This window comes from Rhodopseudomonas sp. (assembly GCF_036404135.1).
GTDB lineage: Bacteria > Pseudomonadota > Alphaproteobacteria > Rhizobiales > Xanthobacteraceae > Rhodopseudomonas_A.
Window position 1 is genome coordinate 25,971 of the sequence record NZ_DASWPE010000025.1, and the last position, 17,140, is coordinate 43,110.

At 65.1% G+C, this 17,140-nt stretch carries 17 protein-coding genes; 10 read left to right on the top strand and 7 right to left on the bottom strand.

The annotated features are described in order from the left end of the window. The first annotated feature begins 4 nt into the window (after nt 1–4). Nucleotides 5–661 (top strand): phosphoribosylglycinamide formyltransferase, encoded by a 657-nt coding sequence (gene purN / locus VGC77_RS03170; RefSeq protein WP_331170111.1) that lies wholly within the window; start codon nt 5–7, stop codon nt 659–661. A 31-nt stretch (nt 662–692) separates the two neighbouring features. Here the strand turns inward: purN and VGC77_RS03175 are convergent, their stop codons facing one another. Next, the gene (locus tag VGC77_RS03175; protein WP_331170112.1) at nt 693–1,613 is read right to left on the bottom strand and encodes a LysR family transcriptional regulator; all 921 of its coding nucleotides are present in this window, start codon (nt 1,611–1,613) and stop codon (nt 693–695) included. Nucleotides 1,614–1,710: 97 nt separating this feature from the next. Between VGC77_RS03175 and VGC77_RS03180 the strand changes: the two genes are divergently transcribed. From VGC77_RS03180 to VGC77_RS03190, 3 genes are read left to right on the top strand one after another with little or no spacing between them, the layout of a single operon-like run. Next, entirely contained in the window at nt 1,711–2,316 is a 606-nt protein-coding gene (locus VGC77_RS03180) for a YceI family protein (protein ID WP_331170113.1), read from the top strand. Between the two features lie 23 nt (nt 2,317–2,339). Continuing rightward, nucleotides 2,340–2,948, top strand: coding sequence for a cytochrome b (locus VGC77_RS03185; protein ID WP_331170114.1), 609 nt, complete (start codon nt 2,340–2,342; stop codon nt 2,946–2,948). Further along, nucleotides 2,945–3,520, top strand: coding sequence for a YceI family protein (locus VGC77_RS03190; RefSeq protein ID WP_331170115.1), 576 nt, complete (start codon nt 2,945–2,947; stop codon nt 3,518–3,520). Before VGC77_RS03185 ends, VGC77_RS03190 begins: the two co-directional genes overlap by 4 nt. A gap of 61 nt (nt 3,521–3,581) precedes the next feature. On the opposite strand, the gene VGC77_RS03195 is transcribed toward VGC77_RS03190, so the two are convergent. From VGC77_RS03195 to ndk, 3 genes are all read right to left on the bottom strand, one after another. Continuing rightward, the gene (locus VGC77_RS03195; protein WP_331170116.1) at nt 3,582–3,785 is read right to left on the bottom strand and encodes a cold-shock protein; all 204 of its coding nucleotides are present in this window, start codon (nt 3,783–3,785) and stop codon (nt 3,582–3,584) included. A gap of 329 nt (nt 3,786–4,114) precedes the next feature. Further along, on the bottom strand, nt 4,115–4,963 hold the full coding sequence (locus VGC77_RS03200; RefSeq protein WP_331170117.1) for a TerC family protein: 849 nt from the start codon (nt 4,961–4,963) through the stop codon (nt 4,115–4,117). An 80-nt stretch (nt 4,964–5,043) separates the two neighbouring features. After that, nucleotides 5,044–5,466, bottom strand: coding sequence for a nucleoside-diphosphate kinase (gene ndk, locus VGC77_RS03205; RefSeq protein WP_331170118.1), 423 nt, complete (start codon nt 5,464–5,466; stop codon nt 5,044–5,046). A 364-nt stretch (nt 5,467–5,830) separates the two neighbouring features. Here ndk and VGC77_RS03210 point away from each other — a divergent pair, with 364 nt between their 5' ends. Both VGC77_RS03210 and VGC77_RS03215 read left to right on the top strand, forming a co-directional pair. Then, nucleotides 5,831–5,998: a hypothetical protein gene (locus tag VGC77_RS03210; protein ID WP_331170119.1), complete on the top strand. Its 168-nt coding sequence runs from the start codon at nt 5,831–5,833 to the stop codon at nt 5,996–5,998. Between the two features lie 57 nt (nt 5,999–6,055). Continuing rightward, nucleotides 6,056–7,942, top strand: coding sequence for an ABC-F family ATP-binding cassette domain-containing protein (locus tag VGC77_RS03215; RefSeq protein ID WP_331170120.1), 1,887 nt, complete (start codon nt 6,056–6,058; stop codon nt 7,940–7,942). A 307-nt stretch (nt 7,943–8,249) separates the two neighbouring features. Here VGC77_RS03215 and VGC77_RS03220 read toward each other — a convergent pair whose 3' ends face one another. From VGC77_RS03220 to VGC77_RS03230, 3 genes are all read right to left on the bottom strand, one after another. Beyond that, the gene (locus VGC77_RS03220; RefSeq protein ID WP_331170136.1) at nt 8,250–8,798 is read right to left on the bottom strand and encodes a hypothetical protein; all 549 of its coding nucleotides are present in this window, start codon (nt 8,796–8,798) and stop codon (nt 8,250–8,252) included. A gap of 134 nt (nt 8,799–8,932) precedes the next feature. Next, on the bottom strand, nt 8,933–9,385 hold the full coding sequence (locus tag VGC77_RS03225; RefSeq protein WP_331170121.1) for a DNA polymerase III subunit chi: 453 nt from the start codon (nt 9,383–9,385) through the stop codon (nt 8,933–8,935). Beyond that, nucleotides 9,382–10,881, bottom strand: a complete 1,500-nt coding sequence (locus VGC77_RS03230; RefSeq protein WP_331170122.1) for a leucyl aminopeptidase — start codon at nt 10,879–10,881, stop codon at nt 9,382–9,384. The genes VGC77_RS03225 and VGC77_RS03230 overlap by 4 nt, the downstream gene beginning before the upstream one ends. Before the next feature lie 426 nt (nt 10,882–11,307). Here VGC77_RS03230 and lptF point away from each other — a divergent pair, with 426 nt between their 5' ends. The 4 genes from lptF to VGC77_RS03250 all read left to right on the top strand — a co-directional run bounded on the left by lptF (nt 11,308) and on the right by VGC77_RS03250 (nt 17,120). Continuing rightward, on the top strand, nt 11,308–12,474 hold the full coding sequence (lptF, locus tag VGC77_RS03235) for an LPS export ABC transporter permease LptF (RefSeq protein WP_331170123.1): 1,167 nt from the start codon (nt 11,308–11,310) through the stop codon (nt 12,472–12,474). A gap of 13 nt (nt 12,475–12,487) precedes the next feature. Next, nucleotides 12,488–13,576, top strand: coding sequence for an LPS export ABC transporter permease LptG (gene lptG / locus VGC77_RS03240; RefSeq protein ID WP_331170124.1), 1,089 nt, complete (start codon nt 12,488–12,490; stop codon nt 13,574–13,576). Then, complete coding sequence (locus VGC77_RS03245; protein ID WP_414709600.1) at nt 13,576–16,107, top strand: LPS-assembly protein LptD; 2,532 nt, start codon at nt 13,576–13,578, stop codon at nt 16,105–16,107. Before lptG ends, VGC77_RS03245 begins: the two co-directional genes overlap by 1 nt. A gap of 83 nt (nt 16,108–16,190) precedes the next feature. Beyond that, nucleotides 16,191–17,120 (top strand): SurA N-terminal domain-containing protein, encoded by a 930-nt coding sequence (locus VGC77_RS03250; protein ID WP_331170125.1) that lies wholly within the window; start codon nt 16,191–16,193, stop codon nt 17,118–17,120. Nucleotides 17,121–17,140 lie beyond the last annotated feature (20 nt).

Here is a 17,140-nt window from a genome sequence, read left to right on the forward strand (position 1 = left end):
CGCCGTGAAGCGTCGGGTTGCCCTCCTGATTTCCGGGCGCGGCTCCAACATGGCCGCGCTGATCGACGCCGCCTCGGCCGACGCGGACTTTCCCGCCGACATCGTCGCGGTGGTGTCCAACACGCCGACCGCCGGCGGGCTGGCGATCGCCGCACAGGCCGGCATTCCGACCGTGGTGGTGGAAAGCAAGCCGTTCGGCAAGGACCGCGCCGGCTTCGAGGCCAAGCTGCAACAGGCGCTCGACGAGCATCGCGTCGAACTGATCTGCCTCGGCGGCTTCATGCGGCTGTTCACCGCCGAATTCGTGCAGCGCTGGCACGGCAGGATGCTGAACATCCACCCCTCGCTGCTGCCGTCGTTTCCCGGGCTCGACCCGCACGGCCAGGCGCTGCGCGCAGGCGTCAAGATTTCCGGCGCCACGGTGCATTTCGTGATTCCGGAGACCGACGCCGGACCGATCGTGATGCAGGGCGCGGTCGCGGTGCGCGACGACGACGATGCCGACAGCCTCGCCGCGCGGGTGCTCGCCGTGGAGCACCGGATCTATCCGGAAGCGCTGCGGCTGGTGGCCTCGGACGGCGCCCGGCTCGACGGCAACTATTGCCGGCTGGCGACGTTGCAGAGCTGCGACGATAGCCTGATCGTTCCGCCGCCGCATTGACCCGACCGGCCGCGCCGCCGGTGTTCCCGCGTCAGCCCGCGGCGCTGCCGGCCTCCGCCGCCGCGGTCTCGGAAAAATGCCGCATCATCCACAGCGCCGCCGGGCCGAGCGGCCGCGACGCCAGATGCGCGGCGCCCATCACCAGATTCGCGGTGCGGACGTCGAACTCGGCGGGATGGATCACCTTGAGGCGGCCGCTTTGCACATCATCCGCCACCAGATGCGTCGGCATGCTGCCCCAGCCGAGCCCCGCCAGCAGCATGGCGTGCTTGGTGCCGAGATCCGCCACCCGCCAGGTCTGCGCCGACAGCACGCCGTAATCGCGCCCTTCGGTGAGCGCCGAACGATCGGTCAGCACCAGTTGCAGATGCCGCCGGATGACGTCGGTCGCAATCGGTCCCTCGAGCCGCGCCAGCGGGTGATCATGCGCCACCACCGGCAACAGCTGCACGGTGAGCAGCGGCACATGCGTCAACCCCGCCGTATCGCTGAACACCAGCGACAATAGCCCGATCATGCAGGTGCCGTTGAGCACGAATTCCGCCCCCGCGCCCATCGATTGCACGTAAATCCGCGGCGGCACCGTGGGGAATTTGGCGGTGAAGGCGCGCAGCGCCTCGACCAGCCGCGGCATCGGAAACATCGCGTCGATCACCACGGTCAGCTCGGCTTCCAGCCCGCCCGCCAGCCCCTGCGCCTGATCGCGCAGCGCGGCGGTTTCCTCGATGATGCGCCGAGCCCGCGGCAACAGCGCGCGTCCGGCTTCGGTCAACGATGGCCGATAGCTGGAGCGATCGAACAGTGCCACGCCGAGCTGCGCCTCCAGCTTTTGAATGCCATAGGTCACCGCCGATTGCGCGCGGTTGAGTTTTCGCGCGGCGCCGGAGAAGCTGCCGTGATCCACCACGGCAAGCAGAAGCTGGATCTGGTCGAGCGTGAGCGCGTCGGACATGATCGAAACTATAGATCATCCTAAGCTAAACTCTTTCTCTATTTTCGGGCAAACTCCTAGGCTAAACGCGGTCAACTTGCAAAAAGGAGCTATTTTCATGATACGACCTCTGCTGTTGCCCGTCCTGGCCGCCACTTTGGCCTTCACCGTCCCGGCGCTGGCGCAAACCGCCGCGGCTCCGCAGGTCGAGGCCGGCACCTATGCCGTCGACCCCGCTCACACCCAGGTGGAGTTCGGTGTCTCCCATATGGGCTTCACCAATTTCCGCGGCCGGTTCAGCGACGTCTCGGGCACGCTGCAGCTCGATCCGAAGGCGCCGGCGAAGAGCAGCTTCGACGTCACCGTGCCGACCGCCTCGGTGAATACGCCGGTCGCCAAGCTCAATGACGAATTGAAGGGCGACCAGTGGCTCGACGCCAAGGCGCATCCGAAGATCACCTTCAAGGCCACCAGCGTCACCCCCAGCGGCCCGAACGAGGCCAAGGTGACCGGCAACTTCACGCTGCACGGCGTGACCAAGCCGCTGACGCTCACCGCCAAGCTGCATGGCGCCGGGGTCAATCCGCTGAGCAAGAAGGTCACCGTCGGCTTCGACCTCACCGGCTCGCTCAAGCGCAGCGATTTCGGGGTCAAGACCTACGTGCCGCTGATCGGCGACGAGGTCGATATCACCATCAGCGCCGCCTTCGAAAAGCAGAGCTGACCGCTGCAGACCGCGGTCGCGCCATGACCCGTTCTCGCTATACCGGCGTGGCGATCGGCCTGCATTGGCTGATCGCCGCCCTCATCGTCGCGCTGATCGTCGTCGGCCTGACGATGGCACACGCGCCGATCGCGGCAGCGACCAAATTCCAGCTCTACCAGCTGCACAAATCGATCGGCGTCAGCGTGCTGGGCCTGGTGGTGCTACGGATCTTATGGCGGCTGAGGCATCGGCCACCGCCGTTGCCGGACCGCATGCCGCAACTCGAGCGCCGGGCCGCCGCCGGCAGCCATTCGTTGCTTTATCTCTTCATGATCGGGCTGCCGTTGACCGGCTGGGCACTGGTCTCGGTCTCGCCGCTGCGAATTCCGACCGTGCTGTTCGGGCTATGGAGTTGGCCCGACCTGCCGCTGCTGCCGCAACTGGCCGACAAGGCGCGCTGGGCCGCGGTGTTCGACAATATCCACGCCTACGGCGCATTCGTGCTGATCGCGCTGATTCTGCTGCACAGCGCCGCGGCGCTGCGACATCATTTTGTCGTCGGCGACGACGTGCTGCATCGGATGCTGCCGGTCGTGAAGCCGGGCGAAACCGCGCCGGACGGCGCACATTCGGAAAGGACGCCGACATGATCGGAGTTGCGAAAACCGCGCGGATCTTCGCGGTGGCCGCGTTCGGCGTCGTTGTCAGCAACGTCGCCGAGGCGGCGAGCTGGAAGGTCGATCCGGCGCGCAGCCAGATCGGGTTTTCCGGCACGCAGACCGGCGAACGCTTTCAGGGCAAGTTCGGCCGCTATCAGGCCACGATCGATTTCGATCCCGCAGCACCCGACGGCGGACATGCGGTCATCGTCATCGAGCTTGGCAGCGCCAGCACCGGCGACAAGCAGCGCGACCAGGCTTTGCCCGGCGAAGACTGGTTCGACGTCGCCCGCTTCCCCACCGCGACCTTCGAGGCCAAGCGTTTCGTTGGCAAGGGCGGCAACGCCTATGAGGCGCAAGGCACGCTGTCGCTGCGCGGCATCAGCCACGATCTGGTCCTGCCGTTTACGCTCGACGTGCAGGACGGCGTCGCCCACGCCAAAGGCCACGTCGATCTGCTGCGCAACGCCTATGGGGTCGGACAGAATGCCTGGAACAGCGACGCCTATGTGGCGTTTGCGGTCGGCGTCGACATCGACCTCGTCGCGACGACCGGTCCGTAGCAAAAAACCCCCGGCTGCGCGCCGGGGGCCGTGCTCGCGACGCGCTGCGCGATGGGGGAGCTTAAGAGACCTTCAGGTTTTCCGCGGACGTCTTGCCGCGATTTTCCACCAGCTCATATTCGATCGTCTGATTTTCATTGAGGGTGCTAAGTCCCGCGCGCTCGACCGCCGAGATATGGACGAACACGTCCTTGTCGCCGGTGGTCGGGCGAATGAAGCCGTAGCCCTTGGTCGGGTTGAACCACTTGACGGTGCCTTTCTGCATCGTCTGTCTCCTCCAGCGCGCTTGCTCGCAAAAGTGGATTCCGGCGTTGCGATCAGACGGCGCGCATCCTCATGGTCGAGTTGAGAGCATTTTCCGCCGGCAAGCCGGATCCCACCTTGCCGCAAAAACACCCACGACGAAAAAGACGCGCCACGCTTCATGCGTGCCGCGCCACAAACCGGCTTCCCGATGTCTGCTTGTTTTCTGGGTCGTGAAACGCACAGTCGAACGGCCTAACTCCGATTGTGAAGCGATTGCAACACGAAACGCCGGTATTCGCAAGCCTCGCGGCGAAGCCGCGCCGGCCCGGCCGGCGCTCTGGCGGCTGCTCAGGCCGGATCGATCCGGGCAGCGTCCACCGCGACCGCGCGCAGTTTGGAGCGCCGCCACAGCGTGCCGGCGATCAGCACCACGATGGCGCCGGCCAGCGACAGCGAAAACTCGCCGAGATTTTCGACGCCGGCAAGATGCCGCGCGACGCCGAACCACGCCGAGGTCAGGTCGAGATTGATGCCGATCTGGCCGTCCAACAGCCGCTGCAGCCAGGGCTGCACCGCGGGATCGGTCGCCATGATGTCGCCGGCGATCCAGCCCAGCAACGCCGCCCCCGCCCACACCAGGATCGGCAGTCGGTTCAGCACCAGCATGATCAGCGCGGCGCCGGCGACGATCAGCGGGATGCTGATTGCAAGGCCGAGGATCAGCAGCGGAACGCTGCCATTGGCGGCCGCGGCTACCGCGATCACATTGTCGAGACTCATCACGATGTCGGCGACCACGACGATCTCGACGGCGCGCCACAGATGCGCCGCAGCCTTAATGCTGTTCTCGTCCTCTTCGTCCGGAACCAGCAGCTTGGCGGCGATCACGATCAGGATCAGCCCGCCGATCAGCTTGAGATAGGGCAGCCCCATCAGCGTCGCGACGATGCCGGTGAAGATGATCCGCAGCACCACGGCGATGCCGGCGCCGAGCACCATGCCCCACACCCGCTGCCGCGGATCGAGCGCGCGGCAGGCGAGCGCGATCACCAGCGCGTTGTCGCCGGACAGAAGAATGTTGATCCAGATGATTTTGCCGACCGCGAGCCAGAACGCCGGCTGCTGCATCTCGCTGTGGAACTGGCCGCTCAGGGTTCCGATCGTCGCGGAATCAAAAATATGGAGCAGCCAGTCCACCGTCACCTCACGGGCCGTGGCATAGCATCACGCCAGGCAGAAGTCGATCAATGCCTGGCGTGATGGTGAGTTGCGATCGATCAGCCGACGATTTCGTTGCCGGAGAAGAACTGCGCGATTTCGACCGCCGCGGTTTCCGCGGCGTCGGAGCCGTGCACCGAATTCTCGCCGATCGACTTGGCGTGCAGCTTGCGGATGGTGCCGTCGGCGGCCTTCGAGGGATCGGTGGCGCCCATCACGTCGCGATGCTTCAGCACGGCGTTGTCGCCTTCCAGCACCTGCACCACCACCGGGCCGGAAATCATGAAGTCGACCAGTTCGCCGAAGAACGGCCGCGCCTTGTGCACGGCGTAGAAGGTCTCGGCCTGCTCGCGGGTCATGCGGATGCGCTTCTGCGCGACGATCCGCAGACCGGCCTGCTCGATCAGGGCATTGATCGCGCCCGTCAGATTGCGCGCGGTGGCGTCGGGCTTGAGAATCGAAAAGGTGCGTTCAATGGCCATGTCGTGTCCTTGAGATACGGTGTTTTTGAGCTTTGGAGAGGTGCGGCGCTTATATCGGCGCCGTTCCGGAACGGCAAGCCGCCGGGCGGGCGCCTTCGCTGACCCTGGCCTCAAGCCTCCCGCAGCCGCGGCTTGGACAACGCGGCCTGAACAACACGGCCTGGACAACGCGCCGCAGCCGAGCAATTTTGACCGCCCTTGCCCCGGTTTCGGGGGCAAGGGCGAGTTTATTCCTCGCTCGGTGCACAAGAGCGGCCAATGTTTATTCAATTTTTACCTAATCCGCGTGCAATCCCCGGGCGAAGAAACCATTGCAGACGCACCGACTTAATGCTGTGACGACAACGTGATAGTGGAACCAGCGATGCCGACTGCCAGCAACAACGAACCACTCGACGGGCGAACCAGCCGTTCGATCTGCAAGGCGATCGGCGAGAAGCTGCAGCAGAGCATGCCGCTCGAAAATCCCAAGTTGCCGGACCGGCTGGCGCAGCTGGTCGCCGAAATGCGCCGCCGCGACGCCGAGGACTGACCCGTCGCCGCCGCGCTGCGGGGTTGCGTTTGACCGGGGAGCCGGTCACAACGCGCCATGCTCTCACTCAATGAAATCTCGATCCGGCTTGCCGGACGGCTGTTGATCGATCACGGCACCGCGCAGATCGCGCCGGGCGCCCGGGTCGGCTTCATCGGCCGCAACGGCGCCGGCAAATCCACCCTGTTCCACGCCATCCGCGGCGAGTTGCCGACCGAGACCGGCTCGATCGCGCTGCCGCCGCGCTGGCGGATCGGCAGCCTCGCCCAGGAAGCGCCGAACGGCCCGGAGAGCCTGCTCGAAGTGGTGCTGAAGGCCGATCTGGAACGCGACGCACTGCTGATCGAGGCCGAAACCGCGCACGATCCGCACCGGATTGCCGAGATCCAGACCCGGCTCGTCGACATCGACGCGCATTCCGCCCCGGCGCGCGCCGCCGCGATCCTCTCCGGCCTCGGCTTCTCCACCGCCGATCAGGCGCGGTCCTGCTCGGAATTCTCCGGCGGCTGGCGGATGCGGGTGGCGCTCGCCGCCACGCTGTTCTCGGCGCCGGATCTGCTGCTGCTCGACGAGCCGACCAACTATCTCGATCTCGAAGGCACGCTGTGGCTCGAGGACCATCTCGCCAACTATCCGCGCACCGTGATCGTGATCAGCCATGACCGCGACCTGTTGGATACTTCGGTCAACGAGATCCTGCATCTCGACCGCGGCAAGCTTGTGCACTACCGGGGCACGTACTCGGCTTACGAGGAATTCCGCGCCAACAAGGAAGCGCTCGACGCCAAGAACCTGAAGCGCCAAGAGGCCCAGCGCAAGCATCTGCAGTCCTTCGTCGACCGCTTCAAGGCCACCGCCTCGAAGGCGCGCCAGGCGCAGTCGCGCGTGAAAATGCTGGAGCGGATGAAGCCGGTGTCGGCGCTGGTGACGCAGGACGTCAAGGAATTCCACTTCCCGGCGCCGGAGAAAATCCTGTCGCCGCCGATCATCGCGGTCGACAATGTCACCGTCGGCTACGACAAGAAGCACCCGGTGCTGAAGCACGTCACGCTGAGGATCGATACCGAGGACCGCATCGCGCTGCTCGGCTCCAACGGCAACGGCAAATCGACGCTGGTGAAACTGCTCGCCAACCGGCTGGCGCCGTTCTCCGGCTCGGTGATCCGCGCGGACAAATTGGCGATCGCGTACTTCGCCCAGCATCAGCTCGATGAATTGAACGAAGACGGCTCGCCCTACGACCACGTCCGCAAGCTGATGCCGGACGCCACCGAGACCAAGATCCGCGGCCGCACCGGCGCGCTCGGGTTTTCCGGCAAGGCCGGCGACACCATCGTCAAGAGTCTGTCGGGCGGCGAGAAGGCGCGGCTGTTGCTCGGGCTCGCCACCTTCTTCGGTCCCAACATGATCATCCTCGACGAGCCGACCAACCATCTCGACATCGACAGCCGCGCCGCCTTGGCCGAGGCGATCAACGACTATCCCGGCGCGGTGATCATGGTGTCGCACGACCGCTATCTGATCGAGGCCTGCGCCGATCAGTTATGGGTGGTGGCCGATCACAAGGTGACGCCCTATGACGGCGACCTCGACGATTATCGCCGCTCGGTGCTGTCATCGCGCGGCCTGCGGTCGAGCGCGCGCGACCGCGCCGCCAATGCGCAGGAGCGCGGCGGCGATCGCGGTAGCAAACCGGCGCGCGCCAAGGCCGACAAGAAGCCCTCGCTGAAGCAGCAGATCGCCGAGGCCGAGCAGGAGATCGAACGCATCACCGGCATCATCGCCAAGCTCGACACCGCGCTGGCGCTGCCCGATCTGTTCAAGAAAGATCCGAAACAGGCCGCGCAACTCAGCAAGGCCCGCGCCGGCGCCGAAGCCGCGTTGCAGAAGGCCGAGGAAAGCTGGCTGGCGGCGAGCACGTCCTACGACCAGGCGCAAGGGTGACAGCGTTCGGGCGTCGGTAGCTGTCGCTGTCGTTGTTCAGACGCCTAATCAAAAACGCGACCGTCATTCCGGGGCGCGCGTTCGTCAGAACGAGCGACCCCAGACTCTTGCTACGCGGGCAACGCTCCGCCACGCGTTGCGATATTTCGGGTTCGCTTGCGGCTTACGCCGCACGCGCCCCGGAATGACGGCGTTAAACTGGAATGCAAGCGGCAAATATCTGCAAAGCGCCATCAGGCGGCAAATATTTGCGAAGCGTAATGAGCCCGAACAACCGCGCTGATCAGATCAAGCGGTCCGGATATCTTTACGTCGCGGCGTGCCTCTTCGCCTTCGGCTTGGCGGCCTTGGGCTGCGCCGCCGGCTCGGCGACGCGCTCGATCGAGGTCAGCCGCCCGGCGGTGAAGGTGTAGAGGCCGGCGCGCGGGCCGCGCGAATAGGTCAACAGCGCGACGCGATCGCCGCGCGGATTGGTCGACAGGCTGACATTGTCCGGCGCGCCGGCGCCGCGCGCCACGTCGCATTCGGTGTGACCCAAAGCCACCACGCCGATCCGCGACGGCTGCGGCGCGGCCCCCTCGGTCAAAGCGTTGGCATCGGCCGGCGGCGTCATGCCCGGACACATGCCGTCGGCGCTGATCAGATCCTCCGGCGACACCGGCTTGTCCGGGGTCAGCGGCGGGGTTTCGATCGAGACGTTCTTGATGAACACCCGGCCCGGCCGCGAGAACCATTCGGCGTCGCGCGACAGCAGATCCGAGGAAAACATATCCGAGGTCGCCGCGCAGCCGCCGAGCAACGGGGCGCCCAGACACAACACCAGCACGGCGTTGCGAGGAGTGATTTTCTGTCGCACGGTCAAGTTTGTCCCATCCAGCGGCTTAAGCGGTTGTCCAACCATCCCTTTACGGCACGACCGTGACCGTCGGCAAGTTCATCGCCGGCCGGAAGGTAGCATCGTTTAGTGACGCTCGCTATCGGCGGCGCCGGCTATTCCCGGCTTTGCCAGCCGCCAGCGCCGTCGGCCTGGCGGTAGATCACCGCAAAGCCCTGCGCCTTGCTCTGCGTCCAGGCCGCGCGCGCCATCGCCACCGAATCGTCGTCGTCGCCGTTGAATACCAGCACCAGCCGGTCATACGTCGCGATGTCGGCGGGCAACGCCGCATTGTCGATCAGAAACCGCACCTTGGCGCCATTCGGATTGGCCTCGTCGACGGTCAGCAGGATCGGCTGCTGCGCGGCGTCGGCCACCCGCCAAGTGGCGTGCGGCAGAAACGAATCGTCACGATAGGTCCACAGATGCGTATCAAGCGCGTCGGCGCGCTCCTCGGTGGTGGCCTGCACCACCACCCGCCAGCCGCGTTGCAGCGATTTCTCCAGCAATGACGGCAGCACCTTTTCCACCGTCAAATTCTGCAGATGGTAGAACAGCACTTCGGTCATTTGGACTCGTAATAATCCGCAACAAGCCGATCCAAGAGCCGCACGCCGTAGCCGGAGCCCCAGCTCTGGTTGATGTCGGTTTTCGGCGCGCCCATCGCGGTGCCGGCGATATCGAGATGCGCCCACGGCGTATCGTCGACGAAGCGCTGCAGGAACTGCGCCGCGGTGATCGAACCGCCATGGCGGGCGCCGGCATTTTTCATGTCGGCAAATTGCGAGTCCATCATCTTGTCGTATTCCGGACCCATCGGCAGCCGCCACACCCGCTCGCCGGTGGCCTGCCCGGCTTCGGTCAGCCGCTCGGAGAGCTGATCGTTGTTGGAGAACAGCCCGGCATATTCGGTGCCGAGCGCGACCAGAATCGCCCCCGTCAGCGTGGCAAGGTCGACCATGAATTTCGGCTTGTGCTTCTTGGCCACGTACCAGAGCACGTCGGCCAAGACCAGGCGGCCTTCGGCGTCGGTGTTGATGATCTCGATGGTCTGACCCGACATCGAGGTGACGATATCGCCGGGCCGCTGCGCGTTGCCGTCCGGCATGTTCTCGACCAGGCCGATCGCGCCGACCACGTTGATCTTGGCCTTGCGCGCCGCCAGCGCATGCATCAGCCCGACCACGCAGGCGGCGCCGCCCATGTCGCCCTTCATGTCTTCCATGCTGCCCGACGGTTTGATCGAAATGCCGCCGGTGTCGAAGCACACGCCCTTGCCGACGAAGGCGACCGGCTGCTCGCCCTTCTTGCCGCCGTTCCAGCGCATGATCACGGTGCGGCCGGGCTGCGTCGAGCCCTGCGACACGCCGAGCAGCGCGCCCATCTTCAGCCGCTTCATCGCCGCCACGTCGAGCACCTCGACGGCGACGCCGAGCTTGCGCAACTGGCTGGCGCGGCGGGCGAATTCCACCGGATACAGCACGTTCGGCGGCTCGTTGACCAGTTCACGGGCCATGATCACGCCGTCGACGACGTGGTTCTGCGGCGCGAACGCCTTCTTCGCCGCCGCGACGTCGCGCACCGCGATGGTGACGCTGGCATTCAGCGGCGTGTCCTCGCCGTCCTTCTTCTTGGTCTTGTAGCGGTCGAACTTATAGGCCCGCATCCGAACCCCGGCGGCGATCGAGGCCGCCTGCGCCGGGGTCATGGCGCCGCCCGGCAATTCCGCGATCACCGTCACCGCATCCTTGCCGCCGCCGAGCTTGCCGGCCAGCACGCCGCCGAGCTTGAGAAAGTCGTGGTCCTTGATGGCGGCGAGCTTGCCCGCCCCGATCACCACCAGCCGCGTCGCCTTCAGGCCTTCCGGCGCAAGGATATCCAGCGCCGAGCCGCTCTTGCCCTTGAACTGGCTGGTCGCCGCGGCGCGCTTCACCGCACCCGCCGCGGTTCCCAGTGCCTTCACGGTGTCGGGGCCGAATTTCAGCGTGTCATCGCAAAACACGAACAGCACGCCGCGCGCGCTCGTGGCCATCGGAACGAAGCCAACGTTGACGACGTCGGGCATGGGCAATCCTCCAAACTTGGGCAAAAATGACGGTCGAGGCGAAGATCCGGACAAGCGGGTCGCGGAATCGTCGGTTCGGATCCGGCGCGGGATGACTCACACTATGACGCGTCATTCCCCATGCTGCCAACCCCATGCTGCCGAGAGCGCCGCCTGCCTCCCTCTGGCCGCCATCGCAAACCCGTGACCTCGGATATCCACCCGGAAACACGGGGCGAAACCGTAAAGCGTGGCCTTGGGGACACATCCGGGAAACATTAACCATCCCGGCAAGGCGCCATGCCTCAGCCATTTTGTTGACGGATCAGACACATGGTAATGATGCAGTGGGGATGGGGACGCGCCTGACGGCGGCGGGAGACTGGTTTGCGGGGATTCGGGCGGTGCAGACGCAGCATCGCGGCGGAATTGGGATCGTGCGGAGCGATGGGGTCAATCGACAGCTACATTTTCCGCACGACGCTGACGTCGTTTGCGGTGGTCCTGGCCAGCCTCACCGGCGTGATCTGGATCACCCAGGCGTTGCGCGGAATCGACCTGATGACCAGCCAGGGTCAGACCATCCTGACCTTTGTCGGGCTGACCGGCATGGCGGTGCCGGTGTTGGTGCTGGTGATCGCCCCGGTGGCGCTGATGATCGCGGTCGCCCACACCTTGAACCGGCTGGCCAACGATTCGGAAATCATCGTGATGAACGCCGCGGGGCTGTCGCCGCTGCGGCTGGTGCGGCCCTTCATGTATGCCGCGGTGGTGGTGGCGATTCTGGTCGGCTTCATCTCCGCCTATGTGGCGCCGGAGGGCCTGCGCCGGATCAACCGCTGGGACAGCGAAATCACCGCCGACATCCTGGCCAATATTCTGCAGCCCGGCCGGTTCTCGCAACTCGAGACCAATCTGACGATCAGGGTGCGCGAACGCCAACCCGGCGGCGTGCTGGTCGGCGTGTTCATCGACGACCGCCGCGATCCCAACGAGCGGGTCAGCATCATCGCCGACCACGGCACCGTGCTCAAGAACGACGACGGCTCGTTCCTGGTGCTCGAAGACGGCACGCTGCAACGCTTCGAACTCGGCAAGCAGGACCCGGCGCTGGTGGCGTTCGGCCGCTACGCCTTCGACATGTCGAAATTTTCCAAGGCGCGCGACGTCACCTATGGCATCCGCGAGCGCTATCTGTGGGAACTGCTGTGGCCGCAGCCCGACGACACGCTGTTTGCCCGGCTGCCCAATCAGTTTCGCGCCGAGATGCACGACCGTATCCTGGCGCCGATCTATCCGTTCGTGTTCGCGGCCCTGACCTTCGCGTTTCTCGGCTTGCCGCGCACCACGCGGCAGAGCCGCAACTTCTCGATGACCGGGGCGATTGCCGCGGTGTTCGTGGTGCGGCTGGCGGGCTTTGCCTGCTCGATCCTGACCAGCAGCACCCCGGCGGTGGCCGCGGCGCAATATCTGCTGCTCGGCGCGGCGCTGGCGGCAAGCCTGTGGGTGATCGCCCGCAACGTCGTGATCGAACCGCCGGCGCGATTGCTGGAATTGATCAACGCGCTGAACGCCTCGATCGCCCGGCTGCGCCTGCGGCCGTTGCCGTCATGACGGGGCCCCGCGCATGATCGCCACCACGCTCAATCGCTACTTTGCCGCGCGGTTCGTCACCGCGGCGCTGGCGGTGTTTGCCGGGCTGTTCGTGCTCCTGGTGTTCGTCGATTACATCGACCTGTTGCGCCGCGCCGGCGGACGGCCGTCGATCTCGGCGCTGTTGATCGTGCAGACCTCGGTGTACCGGGTGCCGCAACTGCTGGAGCGGCTGATGCCGTTCTGCATCCTGATCGGCGCGATGACCTGCTACCTGGCGCTGTCGCGGCGACTCGAACTGGTGGTGGCGCGCGCCGCCGGGATCTCGGCCTGGCAGTTCATGGCGCCGGCGCTGTGGAGCGCGCTCGGGCTCGGAGTGCTGGCCACCGTGGTGTTCAACCCGATGTCGGCCAACATGCAGGAGCGCGCCAAACAGATGGAAGCCGAGATGTTCGGCGATTCCTCCGGCAGCCTGCAGGACGCCAGCGGGTTCTGGATCAATCAGGTCACCAGCGAGGGCCAGGCCATCATCAACGCCGCGCGCAGCCAGCAGCAGGGCGCGCTGCTGACCGGGTTGAGCGTGTTCCGGTTCGAGCCGGACTTCTCCTTCAAGGAGCGAATCGAGGCCCGCGAGGCGACGCTGGAGCCCGGCTTCTGGCGGTTCAAGAATCTGCGCCGTTACACGCTGGACGGCCCGCCGGTCGATCAGGACGTGTTCCTGCTGCCGACCACGCTGACGCTGGCGCAGGTGCGCAACAGCTTCTCCACTCCGGAGACTGTGTCATTTTGGCAACTTCCGGGTTATATCCGCTCCTCGGAAAGCTCAGGATTCGCCACGGCGGGCTACCGATTGCAGTTTCATAAGCTTCTGGCACGGCCATTTCTTCTTGCCGCTATGGTGATGCTAGCCGCTTCTGTTAGCTTGCGATTCTTCCGTTTTGGCGGTGTTCAAAAGATGGTTTTGAGTGGCGTGGGCGCAGGCTTTCTGCTCTATATCCTGTCGAAAGTAACCGAAGATCTGAGCAAGGCCGAGTTAATGCATCCGCTTGCTGCCGCGTGGCTCCCTGTGTGCGTGGGAAGTCTCGCTGGTTTTTTAGCCTTGCTGCACCAGGAGGACGGATAGTGGTCGCCGCCCTCCCGCAAAGGCGTTTGATTGTGCGGCCGCGCCGTGTGGCGCGCCGCAGTCGCCTTGTCATGTCCGCGATGCTGAGCGCGTTCGGCGCTCTCGTGCTGTCCACGGCGTTCGGCGTCGTGCTGACAACGCCCGCGGCCGCCCAGAGTTTCACCTTCAATCAGCCGCCGGTGCGCCCCAAGGCGCCGCCCACCGCCGACACCGGCCAGATGCTGGTTCAGGCGACCGAGGTCGATTACGACTACAACAACTCGCGGGTGTCGGCGGTCGGCAACGTGCAGATGTTCTATGGCGGCACCACCGTCGAGGCCGACCGGGTGGTCTACGACCAGAAGACCAAGCGGCTGCAGGCCGAAGGCAATGTCCGCATGACCGACGCGGACGGCAAAATCACCTACGCCAACCAGCTCGATCTCAGCGACGACTACCGCGACGGCTTCGTCGATTCGCTGCGGGTCGACACCGCCAACCAGACGCGGATCGCGGCGTCGCGGGCGGAGCGCACCGACGGCGCCTACAACGTGTTCCAGAACGGCGTCTACACCGCCTGCGCGCCGTGCCGCGACAATCCCAAGAAGCCGCCGCTGTGGCAGGTCAAGGGCGCCCGCATCATCCACGATCAAAACGACAAGATGCTGTATTTCGAGAACGCCCAGCTCGAATTCTTCGGCGTCCCGTTGGCCTATCTGCCGTATTTCTCGACGCCCGACCCCACCGTGCAGCGCAAGACCGGCTTCCTGATGCCGATCTATCTCTCAAGCTCGGCATTCGGCTCCGGCTTCGAAGTGCCGTTCTACTGGGCGCTGGCGCCGGATTACGACTTCACCGTGTCGCCGCGCTACACCACCACCCAGGGCGTGTTGATGCAGGGCGAATTCCGCCAGCGGTTGCTGGACGGCGCCTACCAGATTCGTGCCTACGGCATCGATCAGCTCAATCCCGACAGCAGCGCCTTGATCGGCACCCCCGGGCAGCGCGAATTCCGCGGCGCCATCGACACCAAGGGCCAGTTCGCGCTGAACGACAAATGGGTCTGGGGTTGGGACGGCGTCCTGATGACCGACAAGACCTTCTTCATCGATTACCGGCTGGCGCAGTACAAGGACACGCTGGGCACCTTCCTCAGCCAGTCCAACGAGGCGACCTCGGACCTGTATCTGACCGGGGTCGGCAACCGCAGCTATTTCGATGCGCGGGCGTTCTACTTCCAGGGCTTCACCGGCTATGACGTGCAGAGCCAGATCCCGGTGGTGCTGCCGGTCATCGATTACGCCAACGTGTTCAACCGGCCGATTCTCGGCGGCGAGGTCAGCTTCAAGACCAACCTGACCAGTCTCAACCGGCAGAGCGCGGATTTCGATGCGCTGACGGCCGCCGCTGCTTCGACTCAGCAGGATTTGTGCAGCACTAGTTCGATTGCGCAGATGTCCGCCGACAAGTTAGCCAATCTCAGAAACAACTGCCTGCTGCGCGGCATTCCCGGCACCTATACGCGGTTCAGCGCCGAGGCGCAGTGGCGGCGGTCCTACACCGATCCCTACGGCCAGATCTGGACGCCGTTCGCCTCGCTGCGAGTCGACGCGATCGATTCCTCGATCTCGAACCAGCCCGGGGTCTCCAACTTCATCGCCACCGGCGACACCCAGGCGCTGCGGGTGATGCCGACGGTCGGCCTGGAATATCGCTATCCGTTCATCAACGTGCAGCCGTGGGGCACCACCACGGTGGAGCCGATCGCGCAGGTCATCGTCCGCCCCAACGAAACCTATGCCGGCAAGCTGCCGAACGAAGACGCCCAGAGCATGGTGTTCGGCGCCGACAACCTGTTCGAGGTCAACAAATTCTCCGGCTACGACCGGGTCGAGGGCGGCGGCCGCGCCAATGTCGGCGTTCAGGCCACCACCCAGTTCGATCGCGGCGGGTCGGTGAACGTGCTGTTCGGGCAATCCTACCAATTGTTCGGTATGAACTCCTACGCCGTGGCCGACCTGATCAACACCGGCCTCGACTCCGGCCTCGACAAGCCGCGCTCGGATTATGTGGCGCGGGCGTCGTATTCGCCGAACAGCACCTTCAAATTCACCACCCGGGCGCGGTTCGACGAAGCCTCGATGAACGTGCAGCGGTTCGAGGCCGAAGGCAGCGCCAGCTTCGACCGCTGGTCGGTGGCGCTGACCTATGGTGACTACGCCGCGCAGCCGGATCTCGGCCTCCTGACCCGCCGCGAGGGCATTCTGGGAACCGGCTCGATCAAGCTCGCCTCGAACTGGGTGGTGTCGGGCGGCGCGCGCTGGGATCTCGAAGCCAACAAGATCGACCAGTACATCGTCGGCGCGGGTTACGTGGACGATTGCTTCGTGCTGGGGCTGAATTACGTGACGGCGTATTCTTATTCGACCAGTGCGCTGGTGGCGCCCACACTTAGCCATTCCATCATGCTGCAGATCGGGTTGCGAACGATCGGCACCACGGCGTTCTCCCAGAGCGTGTCGGGCGCCACGAACGGTCTGATCGGCCAATAACAAACGAGGCGCCGCGCATCCGGGGAATCCGGCCGCGCGGTAGCAGAATTATGGATCTCGATCCGCCCCATGGCAGACCTGACATGACCGCACGCCCTCCCCTCCGTCTGTTCCATTTGGCGCTGTGCTGCGCCATCGCCCTGCTGGCGATCGGCCGCGCTCCCGAGGCGCGCGCGCAGACCGTCGCGGTCATGGTCAATGGCGAGCCGATCACCAATTACGACATCGAGCAGCGCTCCAAGCTGATGGCGCTGTCGACCCACAAGAGCCCGTCGCGGCAGGAAGTGATCGACGAACTGATCAACGAGAAGGTCAAGATCCGCGAAGGCAAGAAATTCGGCATCGACCCCAGCGCCTCCGACATCGACGGCGCCTTCGCCAATATGGGCTCGCGGATGCGGATGACGCCGGAGGCGCTGACCAAATCGCTCGAGGCCCAGGGCATACGGGCGGAGACCTTGCGGCACCGGATGCGCGCCGAAATGGTCTGGACCAGCCTGGTCCGCGGCCGCTTCAAGGACAGCCTTCTGGTCGGCGAAAAGGAAGTTCAGGCCGCGGTCGGCGGCGACGACAAGACCCAGGGCGACAGCTTCGAATATCAGATGCGACCGATCGTCTTGATCGTGCCGCGCACCGCTGCTCCCGCGGCGCGTGAATTGCGCATGAAGGAGGCCGAGGCGCTGCGCAACCGGGTGCAGAGCTGCGAGGAGGCCAACGACCTGTTCAAGTCGATGCAGAACGCCGCGATCCGCGACACCGTTACCAAGACCTCGGCGGACATCCCGCAGGTGCTGCGCGAGGTGCTGGACAAGACGCCGATCGGCCACCTGACGGCGCCCGAAGTCACCAAGCAGGGCGTCGAGATGGTGGCGCTGTGCGCCCGCAAGCCGACCACCGCGGATACCCCGAAGAAGCGCGAGATTCGCGACAAGATGTTCGCCGAGAAGTTCGACGCCAAATCGAAATCCTATCTGCGCGACGTCCGCAAGGCGGCGATGATCGAGTACCGCTAGTGTCGGCACGCCGCATTTCG

What these genes read in the sequence shown, in the direction of transcription:
- ndk (WP_331170118.1), bottom strand. Translation starts at nt 5,466, where the DNA reads ATGGCCATTGAACGCACCTTTTCGATTCTCAAGCCCGACGCCACCGCG.
- lptG (WP_331170124.1), top strand. Translation starts at nt 12,488, where the DNA reads ATGATCGCCACCACGCTCAATCGCTACTTTGCCGCGCGGTTCGTCACC.
- VGC77_RS03215 (WP_331170120.1), top strand. Translation starts at nt 6,056, where the DNA reads ATGCTCTCACTCAATGAAATCTCGATCCGGCTTGCCGGACGGCTGTTG.
- VGC77_RS03210 (WP_331170119.1), top strand. Translation starts at nt 5,831, where the DNA reads ATGCCGACTGCCAGCAACAACGAACCACTCGACGGGCGAACCAGCCGT.
- VGC77_RS03180 (WP_331170113.1), top strand. Translation starts at nt 1,711, where the DNA reads ATGATACGACCTCTGCTGTTGCCCGTCCTGGCCGCCACTTTGGCCTTC.
- VGC77_RS03195 (WP_331170116.1), bottom strand. Translation starts at nt 3,785, where the DNA reads ATGCAGAAAGGCACCGTCAAGTGGTTCAACCCGACCAAGGGCTACGGC.
- VGC77_RS03175 (WP_331170112.1), bottom strand. Translation starts at nt 1,613, where the DNA reads ATGTCCGACGCGCTCACGCTCGACCAGATCCAGCTTCTGCTTGCCGTG.
- VGC77_RS03230 (WP_331170122.1), bottom strand. Translation starts at nt 10,881, where the DNA reads ATGCCCGACGTCGTCAACGTTGGCTTCGTTCCGATGGCCACGAGCGCG.
- lptF (WP_331170123.1), top strand. Translation starts at nt 11,308, where the DNA reads ATGGGGTCAATCGACAGCTACATTTTCCGCACGACGCTGACGTCGTTT.
- VGC77_RS03190 (WP_331170115.1), top strand. Translation starts at nt 2,945, where the DNA reads ATGATCGGAGTTGCGAAAACCGCGCGGATCTTCGCGGTGGCCGCGTTC.
- VGC77_RS03250 (WP_331170125.1), top strand. Translation starts at nt 16,191, where the DNA reads ATGACCGCACGCCCTCCCCTCCGTCTGTTCCATTTGGCGCTGTGCTGC.
- VGC77_RS03225 (WP_331170121.1), bottom strand. Translation starts at nt 9,385, where the DNA reads ATGACCGAAGTGCTGTTCTACCATCTGCAGAATTTGACGGTGGAAAAG.
- VGC77_RS03185 (WP_331170114.1), top strand. Translation starts at nt 2,340, where the DNA reads ATGACCCGTTCTCGCTATACCGGCGTGGCGATCGGCCTGCATTGGCTG.